This window comes from Pseudomonas sp. S3_A03, from assembly GCF_054668275.1.
This window is the reverse complement of record NZ_CP162753.1, coordinates 759,509-780,137: the sequence shown is the minus strand read 5'-3', so window position 1 is coordinate 780,137 and position 20,629 is coordinate 759,509. Positions and strand designations below refer to the sequence as shown.

General features: G+C 61.4%; 17 protein-coding genes and 1 pseudogene. 8 read left to right on the top strand and 10 right to left on the bottom strand.

The window, feature by feature from the left end; translation table 11 throughout:
* The 7 genes from AB4O25_RS03395 (at position 1) to AB4O25_RS03365 (ending at position 10,456) form a co-directional block, all read left to right on the top strand.
* A complete protein-coding gene (locus AB4O25_RS03395; RefSeq protein WP_065878363.1) occupies positions 1–1,575 on the top strand; it encodes an ABC transporter ATP-binding protein in 1,575 nt (524 codons plus the stop codon).
* On the top strand, positions 1,572–2,975 hold the full coding sequence (locus tag AB4O25_RS03390) for a sigma-54 interaction domain-containing protein (RefSeq protein WP_068934772.1): 1,404 nt from the start codon (positions 1,572–1,574) through the stop codon (positions 2,973–2,975). The genes AB4O25_RS03395 and AB4O25_RS03390 overlap by 4 nt, the downstream gene beginning before the upstream one ends.
* A 287-nt stretch (positions 2,976–3,262) precedes the next feature.
* Positions 3,263–4,654 carry a GntP family permease gene (locus tag AB4O25_RS03385; protein ID WP_017527984.1) on the top strand — a complete coding sequence of 464 codons (1,392 nt, stop codon included), beginning with the start codon at positions 3,263–3,265 and terminating at the stop codon, positions 4,652–4,654.
* Positions 4,655–4,661: 7 nt separating this feature from the next.
* Positions 4,662–5,435: a 3-hydroxybutyrate dehydrogenase gene (locus AB4O25_RS03380; RefSeq protein ID WP_017527985.1), complete on the top strand. Its 774-nt coding sequence runs from the start codon at positions 4,662–4,664 to the stop codon at positions 5,433–5,435.
* Between the two features lie 72 nt (positions 5,436–5,507).
* A complete protein-coding gene (locus tag AB4O25_RS03375; RefSeq protein ID WP_017527986.1) occupies positions 5,508–7,460 on the top strand; it encodes an acetoacetate--CoA ligase in 1,953 nt (650 codons plus the stop codon).
* A 139-nt stretch (positions 7,461–7,599) separates the two neighbouring features.
* Complete coding sequence (locus tag AB4O25_RS03370; RefSeq protein ID WP_460150478.1) at positions 7,600–10,149, top strand: PAS domain-containing protein; 2,550 nt, start codon at positions 7,600–7,602, stop codon at positions 10,147–10,149.
* 31 nt (positions 10,150–10,180) lie between these two features.
* Positions 10,181–10,456 (top strand): peptidylprolyl isomerase, encoded by a 276-nt coding sequence (locus AB4O25_RS03365; protein WP_003174397.1) that lies wholly within the window; start codon positions 10,181–10,183, stop codon positions 10,454–10,456.
* 39 nt (positions 10,457–10,495) lie between these two features.
* On the opposite strand, the gene AB4O25_RS03360 is transcribed toward AB4O25_RS03365, so the two are convergent.
* The 8 genes from AB4O25_RS03360 to AB4O25_RS03325 form a co-directional block, all read right to left on the bottom strand.
* Positions 10,496–11,401: a sugar kinase gene (locus AB4O25_RS03360; protein ID WP_116079578.1), complete on the bottom strand. Its 906-nt coding sequence runs from the start codon at positions 11,399–11,401 to the stop codon at positions 10,496–10,498.
* Positions 11,402–11,446: 45 nt separating this feature from the next.
* Entirely contained in the window at positions 11,447–12,655 is a 1,209-nt protein-coding gene (locus AB4O25_RS03355; protein WP_460150477.1) for an amino acid deaminase, read from the bottom strand.
* Positions 12,656–12,664: 9 nt separating this feature from the next.
* Positions 12,665–13,429 (bottom strand): IclR family transcriptional regulator, encoded by a 765-nt coding sequence (locus AB4O25_RS03350; RefSeq protein ID WP_017527990.1) that lies wholly within the window; start codon positions 13,427–13,429, stop codon positions 12,665–12,667.
* 166 nt (positions 13,430–13,595) lie between these two features.
* Positions 13,596–13,985 carry a RidA family protein gene (locus AB4O25_RS03345; protein WP_017527991.1) on the bottom strand — a complete coding sequence of 130 codons (390 nt, stop codon included), beginning with the start codon at positions 13,983–13,985 and terminating at the stop codon, positions 13,596–13,598.
* A gap of 15 nt (positions 13,986–14,000) precedes the next feature.
* Complete coding sequence (locus AB4O25_RS03340) at positions 14,001–14,783, bottom strand: amino acid ABC transporter ATP-binding protein (protein WP_017527992.1); 783 nt, start codon at positions 14,781–14,783, stop codon at positions 14,001–14,003.
* Positions 14,780–15,442 (bottom strand): amino acid ABC transporter permease, encoded by a 663-nt coding sequence (locus AB4O25_RS03335; protein WP_460150475.1) that lies wholly within the window; start codon positions 15,440–15,442, stop codon positions 14,780–14,782. The genes AB4O25_RS03340 and AB4O25_RS03335 overlap by 4 nt, the downstream gene beginning before the upstream one ends.
* 11 nt (positions 15,443–15,453) lie before the next feature.
* Complete coding sequence (locus tag AB4O25_RS03330) at positions 15,454–16,116, bottom strand: amino acid ABC transporter permease (RefSeq protein ID WP_017527994.1); 663 nt, start codon at positions 16,114–16,116, stop codon at positions 15,454–15,456.
* A 52-nt stretch (positions 16,117–16,168) separates the two neighbouring features.
* A complete protein-coding gene (locus tag AB4O25_RS03325) occupies positions 16,169–17,017 on the bottom strand; it encodes a transporter substrate-binding domain-containing protein (protein WP_017527995.1) in 849 nt (282 codons plus the stop codon).
* 360 nt (positions 17,018–17,377) lie between these two features.
* Between AB4O25_RS03325 and AB4O25_RS03320 the strand changes: the two genes are divergently transcribed.
* Positions 17,378–17,722 carry a thioredoxin family protein gene (locus tag AB4O25_RS03320; RefSeq protein ID WP_017527996.1) on the top strand — a complete coding sequence of 115 codons (345 nt, stop codon included), beginning with the start codon at positions 17,378–17,380 and terminating at the stop codon, positions 17,720–17,722.
* 43 nt (positions 17,723–17,765) lie between these two features.
* Here AB4O25_RS03320 and AB4O25_RS03315 read toward each other — a convergent pair.
* Together AB4O25_RS03315 and AB4O25_RS03310 are read right to left on the bottom strand one after the other, a co-directional pair.
* Positions 17,766–19,324, bottom strand: a pseudogene (locus AB4O25_RS03315) (TerC family protein).
* 313 nt (positions 19,325–19,637) lie between these two features.
* Positions 19,638–20,618: a sugar-binding transcriptional regulator gene (locus AB4O25_RS03310; RefSeq protein WP_017527998.1), complete on the bottom strand. Its 981-nt coding sequence runs from the start codon at positions 20,616–20,618 to the stop codon at positions 19,638–19,640.
* Positions 20,619–20,629 lie beyond the last annotated feature (11 nt).

Below are 20,629 nucleotides of genomic sequence, written 5' to 3'. Positions count from 1 at the left end.
ATGAACCTGATCGAAATACGCGACCTCAACGTCGCCTTCAGCGGCCAGACCGTGGTGCGCAACCTGTGCCTGGACGTGCGCCCCGGCGAATGCTTGGCGCTGGTGGGCGAGTCCGGCTCGGGCAAGTCAGTCACCGCCCATTCGATCCTGCAACTGCTGCCCGAGGCCGGCACCCACACCACCGGTTCCATCAAGTATCGCGAACAGGAGTTGATCGGCGCATCCACCGCCACGCTGCAGAAACTGCGCGGCAACCGCATTGCAATGATTTTCCAGGAGCCGATGACGTCGCTAAACCCGCTGCACAGCATCGAAAAGCAAATCGGCGAAACCCTGCTGCTGCACAAGGGCCTGGGCGGTAAGGCGGCGCAGGCGCGCATCCTCGAACTGCTTGAACTGGTGGGTATCCAAAAACCCCAGGAACGCCTCAAGGCCTACCCGCACCAGTTGTCCGGCGGCCAACGCCAGCGGGTGATGATCGCCATGGCCCTGGCCTGCGAGCCGGAACTGCTGATCGCCGACGAGCCCACCACCGCGCTGGACGTGACCGTGCAGCGCAAGATCCTGTTGCTGCTCAAGTCGCTGCAACAACGCCTGGGCATGTCGCTGTTGCTGATCAGCCATGACCTCAACCTGGTGCGCAGCATTGCCCAACGCGTGTGCGTGATGCGCGCCGGCGAAATCGTCGAGCAGGCCGCATGCGAGACCTTGTTCACCGCACCGCAACACCCCTACAGCCGTCTGTTGCTGGACGCCGAGCCTTCCGGCGACGTGTTGTGTGCCGACCCGCGCGAAACCGTGCTGGAAGTCAACGACCTGAACGTGCACTTCCCCCTTGGCGGCGGGCTGTTTCGGCGCAAGACCTATTTGCACGCGGTGAATGGCATCAGCCTCAGCGTGCAGCGCGGCAAGACCCTGGGGATTGTCGGCGAGTCCGGCTCGGGCAAGTCCACCCTGGGCCAGGCGATCCTGCGTTTACTCGACTCCACCGGCAGCATCCGCTTCCAGGGCCATGCCCTTGACCCGCTCAACCACCAACAGATGCGCCCGTGGCGCAAGCAGATGCAGGTGGTGTTCCAGGACCCTTACGGCAGCCTCAGCCCGCGCATGTCGGTGCAGCAGATCATCAGCGAAGGCCTGCAAGTGCATGCGCCGTGCAGCCTGGCCGAGCGCGACGCCCAAGTGATCCAGGTGCTCAAGGATGTGGGCCTCGACCCGGCCAGCCGCCACCGCTACCCCCATGAGTTTTCCGGAGGCCAGCGCCAGCGCATCGCCATCGCCCGCGCTTTGGTACTCAAGCCGGCGCTGATGCTGTTGGATGAGCCGACCTCCGCGCTGGACCGCACGGTACAAAAACAGGTGGTCGCGCTGTTGCGTGAGCTTCAGGAAAAATACGGCCTGACCTACTTGTTCATCAGCCATGACCTGGCGGTGGTGCGCGCCATGGCCCATGACATGATCGTGATCAAGGATGGCAAGGTGGTGGAGCACGGCGCGAGCCATGCCGTATTTGAATCGCCACAGCATCCCTACACCCAGGAGCTGCTGGCCGCCGCGTGTGGGCTGTCGACATGAACAGCCGCCTGACGGACTACCAACACGTTCGCGGGCTGGCCATCCAGTCGCTGTTCGAGATCATCGAGCAGTCCAGCGAAGGCACGGTGATTGTCGACCGTGACGCGAATATCGTCTGGATGAACGAGCGCTACGCCAAGCGCTTCGGCCTCAAAAGCGCCGAAGAAGCCATCGGCCAAGCGTGCGAACAGGTGATCTCCAACAGCCTGTTGCGCCAGGTCGTGCGCACCGACCGGCCGATTTTGCTGGATATCCAGGACACGCCCAAAGGCCCGCTGGTGGTAATGCGCCTGCCGATCCACGACGATGCCGGCGAGGTGATCGGGGCGATTGGTTTTGCGCTGTTCGACGAACTGCGTAACCTGTCGCCATTGATCGAGCGCTACCTGAGCATGCAGCAGGAGCTGGCCTCTACCCGCTCGCTGCTGCGCGCACGCCAGAGCAAATACAATTTCGCGCACTTTATCGGCACCAGCGCCGCCAGCCTCGAAGTCAAGCGCCGCGCCCGGCGCAGCGCGAGCGCCGAGTCGCCGGTGCTGCTGCTGGGGGAAACCGGCACCGGTAAAGAACTGCTCGCCCAGGCCATTCATGGTGCATCGCCGCGCGCCCACAAAGCTTTCGTCAGCATCAACAGTGCCGCCATTCCCCATGATCTGTTGGAGGCCGAATTTTTCGGCACTGCGCCCGGTGCGTTTACCGGCGCCGACCGCAAAGGGCGTCCCGGCAAGTTTCAGATCGCCCAGGGCGGCACGCTGTTTCTCGATGAAATCGGCGACATGCCCTTGCCGCTGCAAAGCAAGCTGCTGCGGGTATTGCAGGAGAAGGAGTTCGAGCCGGTCGGCTCCAACGAAATGCTGCACAGCGATGTGCGGGTGATTGCTGCCACGTCGATGGACCTGGAAGCGGCGATCAAACGTGGCGAGTTCCGCGCGGACTTGTATTACCGCCTGAATGTGCTGCCGATCCAGGTGCCGCCGCTGCGTGAGCGTTTGGAGGATATTCCTGCGTTGAGCGAGGCGATCCTGGAAGAGTTGCGCAGCCAGCATGAACTGGATCGCGAAGCGCTGGCCCTGCTCGCGCAACATGCGTGGCCGGGGAATATCCGCGAGTTGCGCAACGTGTTGGAGCGTGCCGCATTGTTAAGTGATGACCTGGTGTTGAATGCGGGAGAGATTCGCGCGGCGATTGGCACGTTCAGCCCGGTGGAACGCGGCACTGGCGTGGCGCCGGTTGAGGGCGAAACGTTTACGGCGGCGCGGGAGCGCTTCGACCGGCAAGTGATCGCGGCGGCGCTCAAGGCTTGTGAGGGGAATGTGGTGGAGGCTGCCAACCGGTTGGGGCTGGGGCGGTCGACCCTGTACAAGAAAATGGTCGCACTGGGCATCAACGATTCTCAGTAAAGAGACTAAAATCTCCATATAAAGACAAACCCTGTGGGAGGACGCTTGCTCCCGATAGCGGTATGACAGTCACTGTATTAGCTAGCTGACCCACCGCAATCGGGAGCAAGCCCCCTCCCACAGTTGATTCATGCATGTCTCTAAAATGAGATATTCTTTCGAGATCGCTTCGAAGTACCGAAAAATACCTTTTAATATCAATACGTTAACTAACTGGCACAAATCTCGCTATAGCCCTCCCCAAAGCACCATCCCACAAAAATAACAATCCAATCTGGAGACACACCATGAGTGTGATCATTGCCCTGGCAGCCCTGGCGCTGCTGATGCTGGCTGCCTACCGTGGCTATAGCGTTATCCTGTTCGCCCCCATCGCCGCCCTCGGCGCCGTGCTGCTCACCGACCCGTCCGCCGTTGCCCCGGCCTTTACGGGGGTATTCATGGAGAAAATGGTCGGGTTCATCAAACTGTATTTCCCGGTGTTCCTGCTCGGTGCGGTGTTTGGCAAGCTGATCGAGCTGTCGGGCTTTTCGCGCTCGATTGTCGCGGCCGCGATCCGCTTGCTCGGCACGCGCCAGGCGATGCTGGTGATCGTGCTGGTCTGCGCCCTGCTCACCTACGGCGGCGTGTCGCTGTTTGTGGTGGTGTTTGCGGTGTACCCGTTCGCGGCGGAGATGTTCCGCCAGAGCAATATCCCCAAGCGCCTGATCCCGGCGACCATCGCCCTCGGTGCGTTTTCGTTCACCATGGACGCCCTGCCCGGCACGCCGCAGATCCAGAACATCATCCCCAGCACCTTCTTCAACACCACCGCCTGGGCTGCGCCTTGGCTGGGCTTGATCGGTACGGTTTTCGTGTTCTGCGCCGGCATGCTCTACCTGGCACGCCAACGCAACAAGGCGCAGCGCGCCGGCGAGGGCTATGGCACCGAACTGCGCAACGAACCGGAAACCGCCGAAAACCTGAGCCTGCCCAACCCATGGGTCGCGCTGTCGCCACTGATCCTGGTCGGCGTGATGAACCTGTTGTTCACCCGCTGGATCCCGCTGTGGTACGGCAAGACCCATAGCCTCAGCCTGCCAGGCATGAGCACCCCGGTGACCACAGATATCGCCAAGCTCACCGCGATCTGGGCGGTGCAGGCGGCGTTGCTGGTGGGGATTATCGTGGTGCTGGTGTTCGGCTTTTCGGCGATCAAGAGCAAGCTGGCCGAGGGCAGTAAAAGTGCGGTCAGCGGTGCGCTGCTGGCGGCGATGAACACCGCTTCGGAGTACGGCTTTGGCGCGGTGATTGCCTCGCTGCCGGGCTTTCTGGTGCTGGCGGACTGGCTCAAGGGCATCCCCAACCCGCTGGTCAACGAAGCGATTACCGTGACCCTGTTGGCGGGCATCACCGGTTCCGCCTCGGGCGGCATGAGCATCGCCTTGGCGGCCATGTCCGAGAGTTTTATTTCGGCGGCCCACGCGGCCAATATTCCTCTTGAAGTGCTGCACCGGGTCGCGGCCATGGCCAGCGGCGGCATGGACACCCTGCCCCACAACGGCGCGGTGATCACCTTGCTCGCGGTCACCGGGCTGACCCACCGCGAAGCCTACAAGGATATTTTTGGCATCACGATCATCAAGACGCTTGCGGTGTTCGTGGTGATCGCTACTTTCTATGCCACCGGCATTGTGTGAGGTTTGTATGACGACATTGAACGGCAAGACCGCGCTGGTCACCGGTTCCACCAGCGGCATCGGCCTGGGGATCGCCCTCAGCCTGGCCAAGGCCGGCGCCAACCTGATTCTCAACGGCTTCGGCGATGCCAGTGCGGTGATCGCCCAAGTGCAGGCGTTTGGCGGCAAGGTCGGGCATCACCCGGCGGATGTCAGTGACCCGGCGCAAATCGCCGACATGCTCGCCTACGCCGAGCGCGAATTCGGCGGCGTGGACATCCTGGTCAACAATGCGGGGATCCAGCACGTGGCCGCCGTGGAAGACTTCCCGGCCGAACGTTGGGACTCGATCATTGCCATCAACCTTTCTTCGGTGTTCCACAGCACACGCTTGAGCCTGCCGGGCATGAAGGCCAAGGGCTGGGGGCGTATCGTCAATATTGCCTCGGTGCACGGCCAGGTCGGCTCCGTGGGCAAGGCCGCCTATGTGGCGGCTAAGCATGGCGTGATCGGCCTGACCAAAGTGGTAGGCCTGGAGACGGCCACCAGCAATGTGACCTGTAATGCTATTTGCCCGGGCTGGGTGCTGACGCCGCTGGTGCAGAAGCAGATCGATGACCGCATCGCCATGGGCGTGGCCCCGCAACAGGCGCAGCATGATTTGCTGGCCGAAAAGCAGCCGTCGCTGGAGTTCGTGACGCCGCCGCAATTGGGTGAGTTGGTGTTGTTTTTGTGCAGTGAGGCCGGCGCCCAGGTGCGTGGGGCCGCGTGGAATATCGATGGCGGTTGGCTAGCCCAATAAGACCAAACACCGCCCCTCCCACATAAGAATTCCAGTGCTTGGAAGACCTGCACAAGAAAAGAGACTTCGCTTATGTCCGACATCCTCTGGCAGCCCTCCCCGGAACGCATTGCCAACAGCCGAATGGACCAGTTCCGGCGCTTCATCAACAACCGCCACAACGTGCAGCTCAATGACTACCCCGCCCTGCACCAGTGGAGCATCGACCAGCGTCCCGACTTCTGGCGCGCCATCGTAGCGTTCTTCGACGTACAGTTTCGCAGCCCGCCCAGCGCAGTGCTGGTCGAAGACCTTGAGATGCCCAGCGCGCAGTGGTTTCCCGGCGCGACCCTGAACTTTGCCGAACACCTGCTGCGTCGGCGCGATGAGCATGCGGCCGTGGTTGCGATCAGCGAAGACGGCCAGCGCGAACAACTCACCTACGCCGAACTGGCCCAGCACGTCGCCGGTTTACAGCGCAGCCTGCGCGCAGCCGGTGTCACCCTGGGCGACCGCGTGGCGGCGTGCATGCCCAACACTTGGCAAACCCTGGTCGGCATGCTCGCCACCACCGGTTTGGGCGCGATCTGGTCGTGTTCCTCGCCGGACTTCGGCACCCAGGGTGTCATCGACCGTTTCGGTCAAATCGAGCCCAAGGTGCTGATCACCTGTGCCGGTTACCGCTATGCCGGTAAAACCATCGACCAAAGCCGCAAACTCAATGAGATCCTCGACCGGCTGCCGTCCCTGGAGCAATTGATTGTGCTGCCGTATGCGCGGCCCCAGGCGCGGGTCGAGGACTACCACACCCAGGCGAACGTGGCGCTGTGGGCTGATTTTTACCAAGCCGGCGGCGAGCCCGAATTCGTCGCGGTACCGTTCGACCATCCGCTGTACATCCTCTACTCCAGCGGCACCACCGGCGTGCCCAAATGCATCATCCACGGCACCGGCGGCGTGCTGCTCACGCACCTGAAGGAACACGGCCTGCATGCCGATTTGTCGAGGGAGGACTGCCTGTTCTACTACACCACCTGCGGCTGGATGATGTGGAACTGGCTGGTGTCGGTGCTGGCGATCGGCGCCACGGCGGTGCTGTATGACGGCTCGCCGTTTCACCCAGGCCCCGAGCGCTTGATCGACCTGATCGATGCCGAAAGGATCAGCGTGTTCGGCACCAGCCCCAAGTTCCTCGCCACCCTGGAAAAAGCCGGGTTGCAACCGCGCCGCAGCCATGACTTGAGCAGCCTGAAGACGCTGATTTCCACCGGCTCGCCGCTGTCGCCGCAGAGCTATGACTACGTGTACCGCGAAATCAAGGCCGAGCTGTGTTTGTCATCGATGTCCGGCGGCACCGATATCGTCTCCTGTTTTGTGATCGGCAACCCGGTGTTGCCGGTACGGCGCGGCGAGATGCAGTGCAAGAGCCTGGCGATGGCGATCGAGGTGTGGGACGACCAGGGCCACCCCTTGATCGGTGAAAAAGGCGAACTGGTGTGTACCCGGCATTTCCCGGCCATGCCCATCGGTTTGTGGAACGACCCGAATCAAAAGCAGCTGCGCGCGTCCTATTTCAGCCAATTCCCCGGCGTCTGGGCCCAGGGCGACTACGCCGAGCAACGCCCGAACGGCAGCCTGTTGATCCACGGACGCTCCGACGCGGTGCTCAACCCCGGCGGCGTGCGCATCGGCACGGCGGAGATCTATCGCCAGGTGGACAAAGTCCCGCAGGTGCTGGAAAGCCTGGCCATCGGCCAACGCTGGCAGGACGATGTGCGCGTGGTGCTGTTTGTGCGCCTCGATGACGGGGTTGCGCTGGATGATGCGCTGGAGCAGCAGATCCGCCAGGTGATCCGCGCCAACACCACCCCTCGCCATGTACCGGCCAAGATCGTCGCGGTCACGGATATCCCCCGCACCCTCAGCGGCAAGATCGTCGAACTGGCGGTGCGCAACGTGGTACACGGCGAGCCGGTGAAAAACACCGACGCCCTGGCCAACCCGCAGGCGCTGGAGGAGTTTCGCAACCGCCCCGAGCTGGCGTGAAGATGAAAGGTTTCAGCCCACCGGCACTCCTTTGAAGAAAACCCCCAAATGCGTGCTATTTTTTGGGGGTAGTCACTCATTCCCGACTCACGGGATAATGAGTGTTGTCATTTTTCAAAGCGTTACGCTCAGGGCTTTTATGAAGGAAACATCCACCGTTAGCGAAGCCGCAGCGTTGATTGCACGGCTGGACTGGGCACGAAGCCCGCTCGGTGAGGCCAATGACTGGCCGCAAAGCCTGCGCACCGCCGTGGACATCGTCGTCCACTCGCCGATGCCGATGCTCCTGCTGTGGGGCAGCCAACTCATCCAACTCTACAACGATGGTTTCGCCTTGCTGGCGGGCAACAAGCACCCCGAGGCCATGGGCCAGCCGGCGCACCAGACGTGGCCGGAGCTGGAGAGCTTCACGGCACCGATCTACGAGGCCGTGCTCACCGGCCAGGTGCGCACCTTCAGCGAGCAGCGGTTTGTGCTGCAACGCGATCACCGCGACACCGAGATCTGGCTCGACCTGACCTACAGCCCGGTTCGCGATGAAAGCGGCGATGTGGCGGGTATTCTGGTCACCGCCATCGAAACCAACGAACGTCGCAGTAAAACCCTTGAACTGCAGCAACGCTCCGAAGACAGCCTCAAGGCCCAGCACAACACCGAGCAACGCCTGCAACTTGCCCTGGCGGCCACCGACGCCGTGGGCACCTGGGACTGGGATATCGGCGAAGACCGCTTTATTGCCGACGCCCACTTCGCGTATCTGCATGGCGTTCACCCCAGCGACGCCGGCCTGCTGCCGATCAGCGATTACCTGCACGGCGTCCACCCCGAAGACCGTGGCACGGTGGCGCGCAGCATCAAGCACTGCATCACCCACGGCACCGAATACGCCGAGGAATACCGCCTGTTGCAAGCCGACGGCCAAGTGCGCTGGGTGTTTGCGCGCGGGCGTTGCTACCAGGACCGCCACGGTCGCCCGGCGCGCTTTTTAGGTGCCGCGCTGGACCTCACCGAGCGCAAGAACACCGAACAGGCCCTGCGCCAGAGCCAGACCGAATTGCAGCTGATCATCAACGCCATGCCGGTGCTGATCGGTTACGTCGACCACGAACAACGTTTTCGCCTGAACAATAGTGCCTATCTCGAGTGGTACGGCATGACGCCTCAGGAGCTGTACGGCAAGACCATCCGTGAAGTGCTGGGCGATGAGGTGTATGCCGGGCGCGCAGACAAGATCGCCGCGGCGCTCAAGGGCAAGGCGTGCAGTTTCCTGACGGTCACACCTCATCGCGACGGGCGGCCGCGCCATGCGCTGATGAAGTACCTGCCGCGCTTCAGCAATGACGGCTCGGTCAATGGCTTTTACATTTTTGTGATCGATGAGACCGAACGCAAACTCACCGAAGAAGCCCTGCGCCATCTCAACGAGAACCTCGAAGAACGCGTGGCCCAGCGCACCCAGGCGCTGGCCGAAGCCAACCAGCGCCTGCAAAACGAAATGTACGAACGTGAGCGCGCCGAAGACGCATTGCGCCATGCGCAAAAAATGGAAGCCGTGGGCCAGCTCACAGGCGGTATTGCCCACGACTTCAACAACATGCTCACCGGGATTATCGGCAGCCTCGACCTGATGCAGCGCTATATCGCCGCCGGGCGCAGTGAGGAAATCGGCCGTTTTACCGATGCCGCCGTGTCTTCGGCCCATCGCGCGGCCGCCCTCACCCACCGCCTGCTGGCCTTCTCGCGGCGCCAGTCGCTGGATCGCCAGCCACTGAACCCAAACCAATTGGTAGCGTCCCTGGAGGACCTGTTCCAGCGCACCAAAGGCGCGCACATCACGCTCAAGGTGCAACTGGGCCAAGACATCTGGCCGGTCAACACCGATGCCAGCCAATTGGAAAACGCCCTGCTTAACCTGGTCATCAACGCCCGCGATGCCATGCCGGATGGCGGTGAGCTGCTGATCGAAACCGCCAACAGTTACCTGGACGGCACCGACATCACCACCCTCGAACCGGTCAAGGCCGGCGACTACGTGATGCTCGGCGTGTGCGACAACGGCAGTGGCATGGCGCCGAAGATCCTGGCCAAGGCGTTCGACCCGTTCTTCACCACCAAACCCATCGGCCAGGGCACCGGCCTGGGGCTGTCGATGATCTACGGCTTTGCCCAGCAGTCCGGCGGCCACGTGACCATCCAGAGCGAACCGGGCCAGGGCACCTGCGTGCGCCTGTACCTGCCGCGCCTGCACGGCACCGCGCTGGAGAGCAGCCTGCCCGCCAGCCTCGGCGAAGCGCCGGTGGCATTGGCCGGTGAAGCCGTGGTGGTGGTGGAGGACGACCCGGCGGTGCGCATGCTGGTGGTGAATGTGCTCGACGAACTCGGCTACACCGCTCATCAGGCAGCGGACTCACGCACCGCATTGCCACTGCTGGAGTCGGACCTGCGCGTGGACTTGCTGGTGACCGATGTGGGCCTGCCGGGGATGAATGGCCGACAACTGGCGGAAATCGCCCGCCAGCGTCGACCTGGCCTCAAGGTATTGTTCATGACCGGCTACGCCGAAAAAGCCGCCGAGCGCCAGGGCTTCCTGGAAGACGGCATGGACATGGTGGCCAAGCCGTTTTCGATTGACCTGCTCGCCACTAAAATCCGCAGCATGATCAACGCCGATGATTCAGTTCAGGCATAATCGCGCGCCGTCGCCTACCTGGTAGAGCCTTATGAAAGCCCAAGCCCGTCACATCCTGGTAAAAACCAGCGAAGAAGCTGAACAGCTCAAGCAGCGCATCGCCAAGGGTGAAGCCTTTGATGTGCTGGCCAAGAAGTACTCCACCTGCCCCTCCGGCAAGCGCGGCGGGGATTTGGGTGAAGTGCGGCCTGGGCAGATGGTGGGGGCCATTGATGCGGTGATCTTCAAGAAACCGGTCAAAGTGGTGCACGGGCCGATCAAGAGCAAGTTCGGGTATCACCTGGTGCAGGTGTTTTACCGCGACTGAGGGGTTGGCTTTAGAGCCGCTATCGGAGCAGGCAGCCATTCACCTCGGTATCAACGCCCCCGGCACCTGAATCACCCGACTCGCCAGCCGATGCCCCGCCAACGCCGCCTCCTCTGGCGAACCGCCCTTGAGCCGACTGGCCACATACGCCGCACTGAACGAATCCCCCGCCGCCGTCGTATCCACTACCCTCTCGACCTTCAATGCCGGCACAGCAAAGTGCTCGGCATTGCAACGGATCAGGCATTCATTCGCGCCGCGCTTGAGCACCACTTCGGCAATCTCCGGGTACGCCGCAAACACCTGCTCGCTGTCGGCAAAACCAAACAGCGCCTGCTCGTCGTCCTCGGTCAGCAAGGCGATATCCACCTCGGCCAGCACTGGGCGATACGCCGCGCGCGCCGCCTCGACACTGGCCCACAAGCGCGGCCGGTAATTGTTGTCGAACACCACCTTGGCACCGCGCCGACGGGCCTCAATCAAGGCCAGCACCAAGCGCTCACGCCCGACTTCGCCGATTACCGCCAGGGTGATGCCGCTCAAATACACCACGTCGTAATCCGGTAACGCCGCCAGAATGGGTTCAGCCGCAGGCGTAGTGAAGCACTCGCGCACGGCGGCCTCGTTGCGCCAGTACAGGAATTTACGTTCGCCGCCGGCATCGGTCTGGATGCAGTACAAACCGGGCAGCCGCCCAGGCAGGCGCTGGACCCTTTCCAGCCCCAGGCCCTCGTCGGCCCACTGCCGGCACATGGCGTCGCTGAAACTGTCATCGCCCAAGGCGGTGACGTAGTCGACGCTGCCGATAGCGCCCAGCTCGCGGCGCAGGTACACCGCCGTATTCAGGGTGTCGCCACCGAAGCTTTGCTGCAGGCTGCCGTCGGCGCGGTGTTGCAGTTCGATCATGCATTCGCCGATCAGGGCGATGCGCGGGTTTGTGTTCATGCCTTGTGATCTCTGGTGTGGCGGGTGGCCGCTGCGCGACTCGGACTAGAAGCAGGTATGCAGGCTTTCGATCACGCGCAACTCTGAATCCACCAGGCACCCCACCTGCCACTTATCGAACGTCAGGCATGGGTGGGAAGTACCGAAGGACATAATGTCGCCGACCTGCAACTCGACCCCCGGCGCCACCACCATGAACGCGTGCTGATCCATCACCGCCGTGACCTTGCACGCGCTGACATCATCGCCTTCGGCCGGCACGATCCCGGCCTTGTAACGCTTGAGTGGCACCGGCAAGCCGGCGTCGTAAGCCACATCGCGCTTGCCCATGGCGATCACCGCAAAGCCAGGCTCAGGCAACGATTGCACATGCGCCCAGACTTCCAGCGCTGGGCGCAGGCCTTCGTTGAGATCAGTGCGGCGGTCGAGCACGCAGCATTGCGCGTCTTTGTAGATGCCGTGGTCATGGGCCACATAACTGCCGGGGCGCAGTACGCTGAGGAAACGGCCGGCAGCGTTCTGCTGCTCAAACGACTCAGCGATCAGGTCGTACCAGGCCGACCCCGACGCGGTGATGATCGGCTTGGGCAAGTCGAAAGAACCGCTGTTTTGCAGGTCTACCGCCAGACGCACCAGGCTCGCGGCGAAGTCGCGAATGCCACTGATGGCGTGCTCGCCATGGATCACCCCTTCATAGCCTTCAATGCCGGTGAGGGCCAGGGCCGGTTGGGCCTTGATCGCCTTGGCCAGGTCGCGCACTTGCTGTTCACTGCGGCAACCGCAACGGCCGCCGATCACACCGTATTCGATCATCACGTTCAGGCGCAGGCCACGGGCGGCGAAGAACCGCCCAAGATCGGCGACGTTGTCCGGATGATCGACCATGCAATGGAAGTCAAACGCCTCGTCGGCCAGCAACTCGGCAATCAACGCCATGTTCGGCGCGCCCACCAGTTGGTTGGCCATCAATACACGACGCACACCACCGGCATAGGCGGCGCGGGTCTGTACCGCGTTGGCCAGCGTGATACCCCAGGCACCTGCCTCAAGTTGGCGCTGGAATAGCGCCGGCATCATGCTGGTCTTGCCATGGGGCGCCAACTGGGCGCCGCTGTTGCTGACAAAATCCTGCATCCAACGGATGTTGTGCTCCAGCGCCTCGCGATGCAGGACCAGGGCCGGCAAGCTGACGTCACGGACCAGGTGTGCACCGAGGGTGGCGGCGCCTTTTTCAACGGCGTTGATGGCGGACATGGAAAACTCCTATTCGTTGATGCGACGGGCCAGGTTGTTGGCGCTGTCGATCAACACCCGGCGATAGTCGTTGTAATTTTTAATCGCGTCGGCGCGTGGCGCGACAATGCACAGGGTCGCGATGCTGACGCCCTGCGCGTCCCGCACCGGGGCGGCAAAGCAATGGGTAAAGGTGTCGGCCACGCTGTCGAAGGAGAAGAACCCATCGAGGGTGGCCTGACGGATTTGCGCCAGGAACGTGTCCAGCGCCAAGCGCTGGCCGTCCGGCAGGATGAAATCGTCGGGGTCGATCAGCTCGACAATCTGCTGGTCGCTCAAGTGCCCCAGCAACAGGCGCCCGGAGGCGGTCCACGGAATCGGTGCGTTTTCGCCGATGTCCGAGGAAATCCGGAAATGCCGCTCACCTTCGCGCATCAGCGCCACGGTGTATTTGCGCCCGTTGAGCAGGCACATCTGCGCGGTTTCGTGGGTTTGGCTGACGATTTCCTGCAAGGCGTGGTCGGCCTCGCGGGTCAGGTCGAAGTGGCGCAAGTGCGCCTGGCCGAGAAAGTACAGCTGGCGGCCCAGGTACACGTGACCGTCCTTGCCCACGGTTTCCAGGATGCGCCGCTCCAACAAGGAAGCGACCAGTTCGTAGACGGTGGACTTGGGGCTGCCGATGCCACTGGCAATATCATTCGGACGCAGGGGCTGGCCGATCTCCTTGAGGAAATCGAGGATATCGAATGCACGGTCCAGGCCTTTGGCGCGGCGTTTGATGGTGTCTTCGGTCATGACAGTTTTCGGTCCGGTAAAAGGGTTGTGCTGCACAGTGAACCCTGTGGGAGGGGGCTTGCTCCCGATAGCGGTGGGTCAGTGTCAGATGCATTCATTGACACCCCCTCATCGGGGGCTTGCCCCTCCCACACTTGATTTGCCGTGCTTTCAAGAGTCGGGCAATTTAGCCCTTTTTCTTGTAGGCCACGCAATCGATCTCGACCTTGCAATCGACCATCATGTTGGCCTGCACACAGGCCCGCGCCGGGGCGTGCTCGGGGCTGAAGTATTCGCCGAACACCTTGTTGAAACTCCAGAAGTCCCGCGGGTCTTCGAGCCACACGCCCACGCGCACCACGTCCTTGAGTTCGTAGCCGGCTTCTTCGAGGATCGCTACCACATTGCGCATAGTCTGCCGGGTTTGTTCGATAATGCCGCCGGTGATGATTTCACCGTCCACCGCAGGCACCTGACCTGAGACGTACAACCAACCGTCCGCCTCCACCGCGCGGGCGAAAGGGCGCGGCTGACCGCCGCCGGCAGTGCTACCGGCACCGTAACGAGTGATGCTCATAAAAAATGCTCCTGATTAAAAACGAATATTCTTCAAAAATTCAGCCAGGCGCGGCGACTGCGGCCGTTCGAATATGTCTTTCGACGACCCCTGCTCCTCGATACGCCCCTGGTTCATGAACACGATCTTGTCTGAAACTTCATAGGCAAAACGCATTTCGTGGGTAACCAGCAACATGGTCATGCCCTCTTCCGCCAGCCCCTTGATGACGCTGAGTACCTCCCCGACCAATTCCGGGTCGAGGGCCGAGGTGACTTCGTCGAACAGCATCAGGCTGGGGTTCATGGCAATGGCGCGGGCAATCGCCACCCGCTGTTGCTGGCCGCCGGACAACTGGCCGGGGAAGTGGTTGCGACGTTCCAGCAAGCCGACGCGGTCCAGCCATTTTTCGGCCAACGCCACCGCCTCATCCTTGCCCATTTTTTTGACCTTGAGCAGGCCCAGGGTGACGTTTTGCAACGCGGTCAAATGCGGAAACAGGTTGAACTGCTGGAACGCCATGCCGGTCATCGCACGGTGTTGGGCAATCACGCGCTCCGGGTGACGCACGCGCTTGCCACCGATATCGCTGTAGCCGATGGACTCGCCGTCCAGGGTGATCCGGCCGCCCTGGAATTCTTCCAGCAGGTTGACGCAACGCAACAACGTGGTCTTGCCCGAGCCGCTGGAGCCGATCAAGGTCACCACGTTGCCGCGCTGCATCGACAGGTCGACGCCCTTGAGCACTTCGACCGCGCCGTATTGTTTACGCAAACCGCAAATGTTCAGCAGCGGCTCGGTTGTTTGAGGTTGGTTCATGGCAAGGCCACCCGTTTTTCTATGTAGCGCCCGAATAACTCGATGGCGTAGTTGATGACAAAGAACATGACGCCGGCGAACAGGTAGAACTCCAGGGTCATGAAGGTGCGCGCGATCACCTGTTGGGTGCTCAGCAGCAACTCGGCCACGCCGATCACCGAGAGCAGGGTCGAGGCCTTGACGATTTCCGTGGAGGAATTGACCCAGGTCGGCAGGATCTGGCGCAGCGCCTGGGGCAACAATACGTAGGCCAGGGATTGGCGAAACGTCAGGCCAATCGCCTTGCCCGCTTCCAACTGCCCACGGGGAATGGCTTGCAGCGCGCCGCGCACGATTTCCGAGACGTGGGAGCCACAGAATAAGGTCAGACCGACCGCACCGGCCTGGAATGCGCTGATCTGCCAACCGAGGGCCGGCAGCATGTAGAAACAGGCCAGCACCAGCACAAACACCGGCGTGCCACGGATCAGATCCACGTAAAGACGAAACGGCGCACGCATCCAGAATGTGCCGTAGGTCAGCACCAGCCCGGCAAAAATACCGATCAGAGTGCCGAAGATAATCGCCAGCGCCGAACAATAAATGCTGGTTTGAAACCCCGCCCAGAGGGTGTCCCGGGCGATCCACAACTCATGCAGCCAACTGGGAGACTCGTACATGCAAACCCTCCTTAACGACGGATCGCCAGACGCTGTTCCAAGTAACGGAGCAGCATGGCAATGAGGTAACAGGCCGCCACGTAGAGCGCGGTCGTGACCAGCCAGGTTTCAATTACCCGGTAGCTTTCAACGTTGATCTTGCGGGCGTAATACGTCAGTTCGGGCACCGCGATGGCAGCGGCCAGCGAGGTGTCCTTGAACAGCGAGATAAAGTTGTTCGACAGCGCGGGCAGCACGTTGCGCAGCATCACCGGCACGGTGATATAAGCGCGGATACGCCACTCACCGAGGCCAATCGCCAGCCCGGCTTCACGCAGCCCCTTGGGAATATTCAACAGCCCGGCACGGAACACTTCGGTCAGGTAGGCACCGGCGTAGAGCGACAAGGTGATGATGAACGAGGGGATCTTGTCCAGCCGGACCCCCAGGCTGGGCAAGGCGAAGTAGATCAACAGGATCAGCACCAGGATCGGCGTATTGCGGATCACCGTCACATACACCGAGGCGAAGAGGCGCAAGGCGCGGTGCCGGGACAGCATGGCGAAGGCCATCAGCAGGCCGATCACGCAACCGATGGCGATCGACAGCACAGCCAGTTGCAGGCCCAGGCCGAGCCCCGCCAGCAAGGTGTCGAAATCGCGCCACACGGCGGCAAAGTTCAACTGGTAGTTCATGGTCAGCAGTACCTGATTGGGGCGCCCTGACGGGCGCCCCGGTTAGTCCGAATCACTTGAATTCAACAGGGAAACCAATCGCCGGCTCGGGCAGATCAACGCCAAACCATTGCTTGAACGAGGCCTTGTAGGTGGGGAACTCCACACCGGTCATGGCTTCATGCAGGGCGGTATTGACGAAGTTCAGCCAATCCTGGTCGCCACGCTTGACTGCGCACGCATAGGTTTGCGGGCTCCAGGCGTAGGCCGGGCTGCGGTAACGGCCGGGGTTCTGCACCATCAGGTATTTGACCGAGGACTGGTCGGTGGCGGCTGCATCGGCGCGGCCGGAGTTCACGGCCTGGTACATCAGGTCGACGCTGTCGTACTGGTCGACCTTGGCCTTGGGCAGCGCCTGGTGCACCAGTTCTTCGGCATACACGTTTTGCAGCACGGCCACGGTAACGCCGTCGCCGGCGGCCTGCAGGTCTTCAATCTCTTTGTATTTGCTGTTGGCCGGTAGCAGCAGGCCCACCCCTTCGCGGTAGTACGGCAGGGTGAACGCCACTTGCTGCGCACGGCTGGCGGTGACGGTAATGAACTGGCAACTCATGTCGACCTTGTCGGTCAGCAGGTTGGGAATACGTGCGTCGGACGACTGCACCACAAACTCGACCTTGGACGGGTCATTGAACAACCCCTTGGCCACGATGCGACCGATGTCGATATCGAACCCTTGCAACTTGCCATCCGCTCCCTGGAAGTGCCACGGCGCATTGGTACTGCCTGTACCCACGATCAGGTGCCCACGCTTGAGCACGTTATCGAGCTTGCTGTCCGCCGCCTGCACGATGCCTGCGAGGGAAGCCGATGCGGCGAAGAGAAAAACACACGCTTTGAACACGGAAGGTCGGTGATGCATGACAAGCACTCCAGAGATTGTTTATTCCGCTATACCGGAACCTGGTATGTAACAACGGAATAGACAGCAGAAAGTGTGCCACACACCTCAAGGGAAACCGAAGGTGTTAATAAATTCGTTGTTAATCAGGTAGATGAGTCAACGCTAGAGATGAGGCGTTGCGCCAGCATCTGAAATCAAATTGCTACCCAAGGCCCCACGCAGGGGTGACAGCGCCATTGGAGTGCGCTGACGCCCCGTTACCGCGCGCAGATTGCCGACGATGCTTGAACAGGGATACCTGTGAAGGTTGACAGTAGACGGCGGTGATCGCTCGGCTTAGCGTGACCTAAACCAACACCGTCAGGGAGGAGGATTATCATGGGGATTGCCAACGCGACTATTGCCAATGCCGAGGACTACCAAAGAGTACTGAATACACCCCACCCGGTATTCCTGCTGTTTGCTTCGGAGTACTGCCCTGCCTGCCCGGAGGCGGTCGAACTCTTCGAACGGGTTGCCGCTAGATATCCGAACGTGGTCAGCCTCGTTCTGGATTGCGCAAAGACGCCTAGGCACCCAGAGGTCAGCGGCACTCCAACGCTGTTGATTTATCTCAACGGGCAGCTACAGAAAAAGCTCAAGGGCTTTGGCGACTACGAAGGTCAGGCAAAACGCTTGATAAGTACGTTCAAACGCTACGCAACCGCCAAGTCAAAACCCTGAGCAGCGTTCGGGAGAGTGCATCCCACGCACCCACCGATTTAAATCACACTGCCATAGGCACCAACACCACCTGCGTCACCCGTCGTTCCTCCACCGCCGCCACCGTCAGGCGCCAGCCCGCATATTCCAGGCTATCGCCGACCACCGGCAGCCGATCGAGCAGGCTCATCACCAACCCCGCCAGGGTCTGGTAGTCCTGCGTCGCGACAGCCTTGAAGCCCGTACGCTGACACACCTGGCTGAGGTTCAGGGCGCCGTTGGCACGGAAGCCGCCGCCCTCCTCGACAATATCCGGCCCCTCGATCTCACTGGCGTCCGGCAACTCACCGGCGATGGATTCAAGGATGTCGGTCATGCTCAATACGCCCATGAAGTCGCCGAATTCGTTGATCACGAAGGCGATATGGGTCGACTCCTGGCGCATCTGCTCCAGAGCATTGAGGATCGAGAAGCTCTCCAGCAGGTTGATCGCGCGGCGCGCCAGGTGCTCCAGGTTCAGCTCGTTGCCGGCCAGGCACGCCTTGAGCAACTCTTTTTGTGCACAAAACCCAGGGGCTCATCCACCGCGCCATTACGGATCAGCGGCAAGCGCGAGTAGGACGAATGCATCAGCTTCAGACGAATCGAATCGGCATCGTCCGCCAGGTCGATGAAGTCGACCTTGGCCCGCGGCGTCATCAGGCTGCGGATCGGCCGCTCAGCCAATTGCAGCACACCGCTGATCATCACCCGCTCACGACGGTCAAACAGCGGGCCTTGCGCCGCATCCGTCTCACCCAGAAGGTCGGCCACCTCCTCGCCCACTTCTTCCACCGCCAGGCTGCGACCGCCCAGCAAGCGCATCACCGCATGGGCGGTTCGCTCACGCACCGGCAACACACCCTGCGCCGACTTTTTGCGACGAGCGCGAGCAATCTGGTTGAACACCTCGATCAGGATCGAGAAACCAATCGCCGCGTACAGATAACCCTTGGGAATATGAAAGCCCAGGCCCTCGGCGGTCAGGGCAAAACCGATCATCATCAAAAAGCCCAGGCACAGCATGATCACCGTGGGATGAGCATTGACGAAGCGCGTCAGCGGTTTGCTGGCGACGATCATCAGGCCAATGGAAATGATCACCGCGATCATCATCACCGCCAGTTCATCGACCATGCCCACCGCGGTAATCACCGCATCCAGCGAGAACACCGCATCGAGCACCACGATCTGCGCCACGATCGGCCAGAACATCGCGTAAGCCACATTGCCCGCGCGCTGCGCCACATGACCTTCAAGGCGTTCGTGCAGCTCCATGGTGGCCTTGAACAGCAGGAACACACCGCCAAACAGCATGATCAGGTCACGGCCGGAGAAGCTCTTGTCGAACACTTCGAACAGCGGCTGGGTAAGGGTCACCAGCCAGGAAATACTCGCCAGCAGGCCCAGGCGCATCAACAGCGCCAGGGACAAACCGATCAACCGCGCACGGTCGCGCTGTTCCGGCGGCAACTTGTCGGCCAGGATCGCGATAAACACCAGGTTGTCGATGCCCAGCACCAGTTCCAGCACAATCAACGTCAACAGGCCGAGCCAGGCCGTTGGGTCCGCTAACCATTCCATTTATAAAGCCTCTTTAACGATGTTCAGAATGCCAGACACAGCAATGCGCGATCAGTGGACCGGGACAGGATGAGTAGACGGAATACGGGATGCTTCAGCTGGAACAGCGACAGCGGGTGTCTTGGGAAAAGACGACTGGGAGGCTCCGAGAGGGTGTTCATGCAAGTCCTGCGATGGGAAAAGGACTTGAATCGTACAGGCGAAATACAAATGTCCTACAACGCAAAACTATTACAAAACCTGTCTCTATAAGCAGCGGATGATCACAACGTACGAGGGCTTGCCCCTTCCCACACTGTGATCCCCTGTTGAATCAGGATTTTCGGGTGGCGTCGTCCAACGCCAAAATGGTGTGGGCATTCGTGACGGTGGTTGCGAGGGTATTGATCACCCCCGAGCGCAAAGCCCCCAGCGTCGCCGCCGCCTTGGTGTTCTCACTGGCAATCGCCACCACGTCGGGAATCCGAAACAACTCTTGCACCGTCAAGCCGATCACTCGCCCCTGGATGGCGTTGACCGCCGGCTGGCCATGAATGTCGATAAAGTCATAGCCCATCATGTCGCCCACGGTGCCGGACAACCGCGCCTGGGCGATTTCCTGCGGCGAGAACCACCCCATGCGCACCATGTTGCTGTTTTCGCTCATGTCGCCGATGCCGATCAGCGCAATATCCGCCCGGCGCGCACGGTCCAGGGTCGAGCGCACCGTATCGTTGTTGATCAACACGCCGCGCAGTTCCGGGTTGGCCACCAGGGCCGGGGCGTACAGGCTTTCACTTTCACCGCCAAAACGCAGGGCCAGGCGACGGCAGATGTGGTCAGGGTTCATGTATTCGCCCGCCTTGAGCGAGCCGCCGATGGCGCAAACAAACGTACAGTTGCGCGTCACCGGCAAGAACACATTATCGGCAACGGCCCCGACGTTGCGGCCCATGCCCACGGCGACGATCATGCCGTCACTCAAGGTCTTGTTCAGGTAATTCGCCACCAGGCTGGCGACGGCCGAGCGCTGGGTGTCGGGGTCGCTGTGATCGACGGCGATCAGCGCGCGATCCAGCTTGAAGCGCTCCACCAACGCCCGCTCCAGCTCGTTGTTCATTGCCGGATGCTGCAACACACGCACCTCGACAATCCCCTCATCGCGCGCGCGCTTGAGCAAGCGGCTGACTTTCGCGCGCGACAGGTCGAAGCGCTTGGCGATGGCTTCCTGAGTGACGTTCTCAAGGTAATAGAGCATCGCCACTTCGGTCATCTGATCGATATCGCTGGCAATGCGCTGGGTACTGTCACTCATGGGGACGGGCT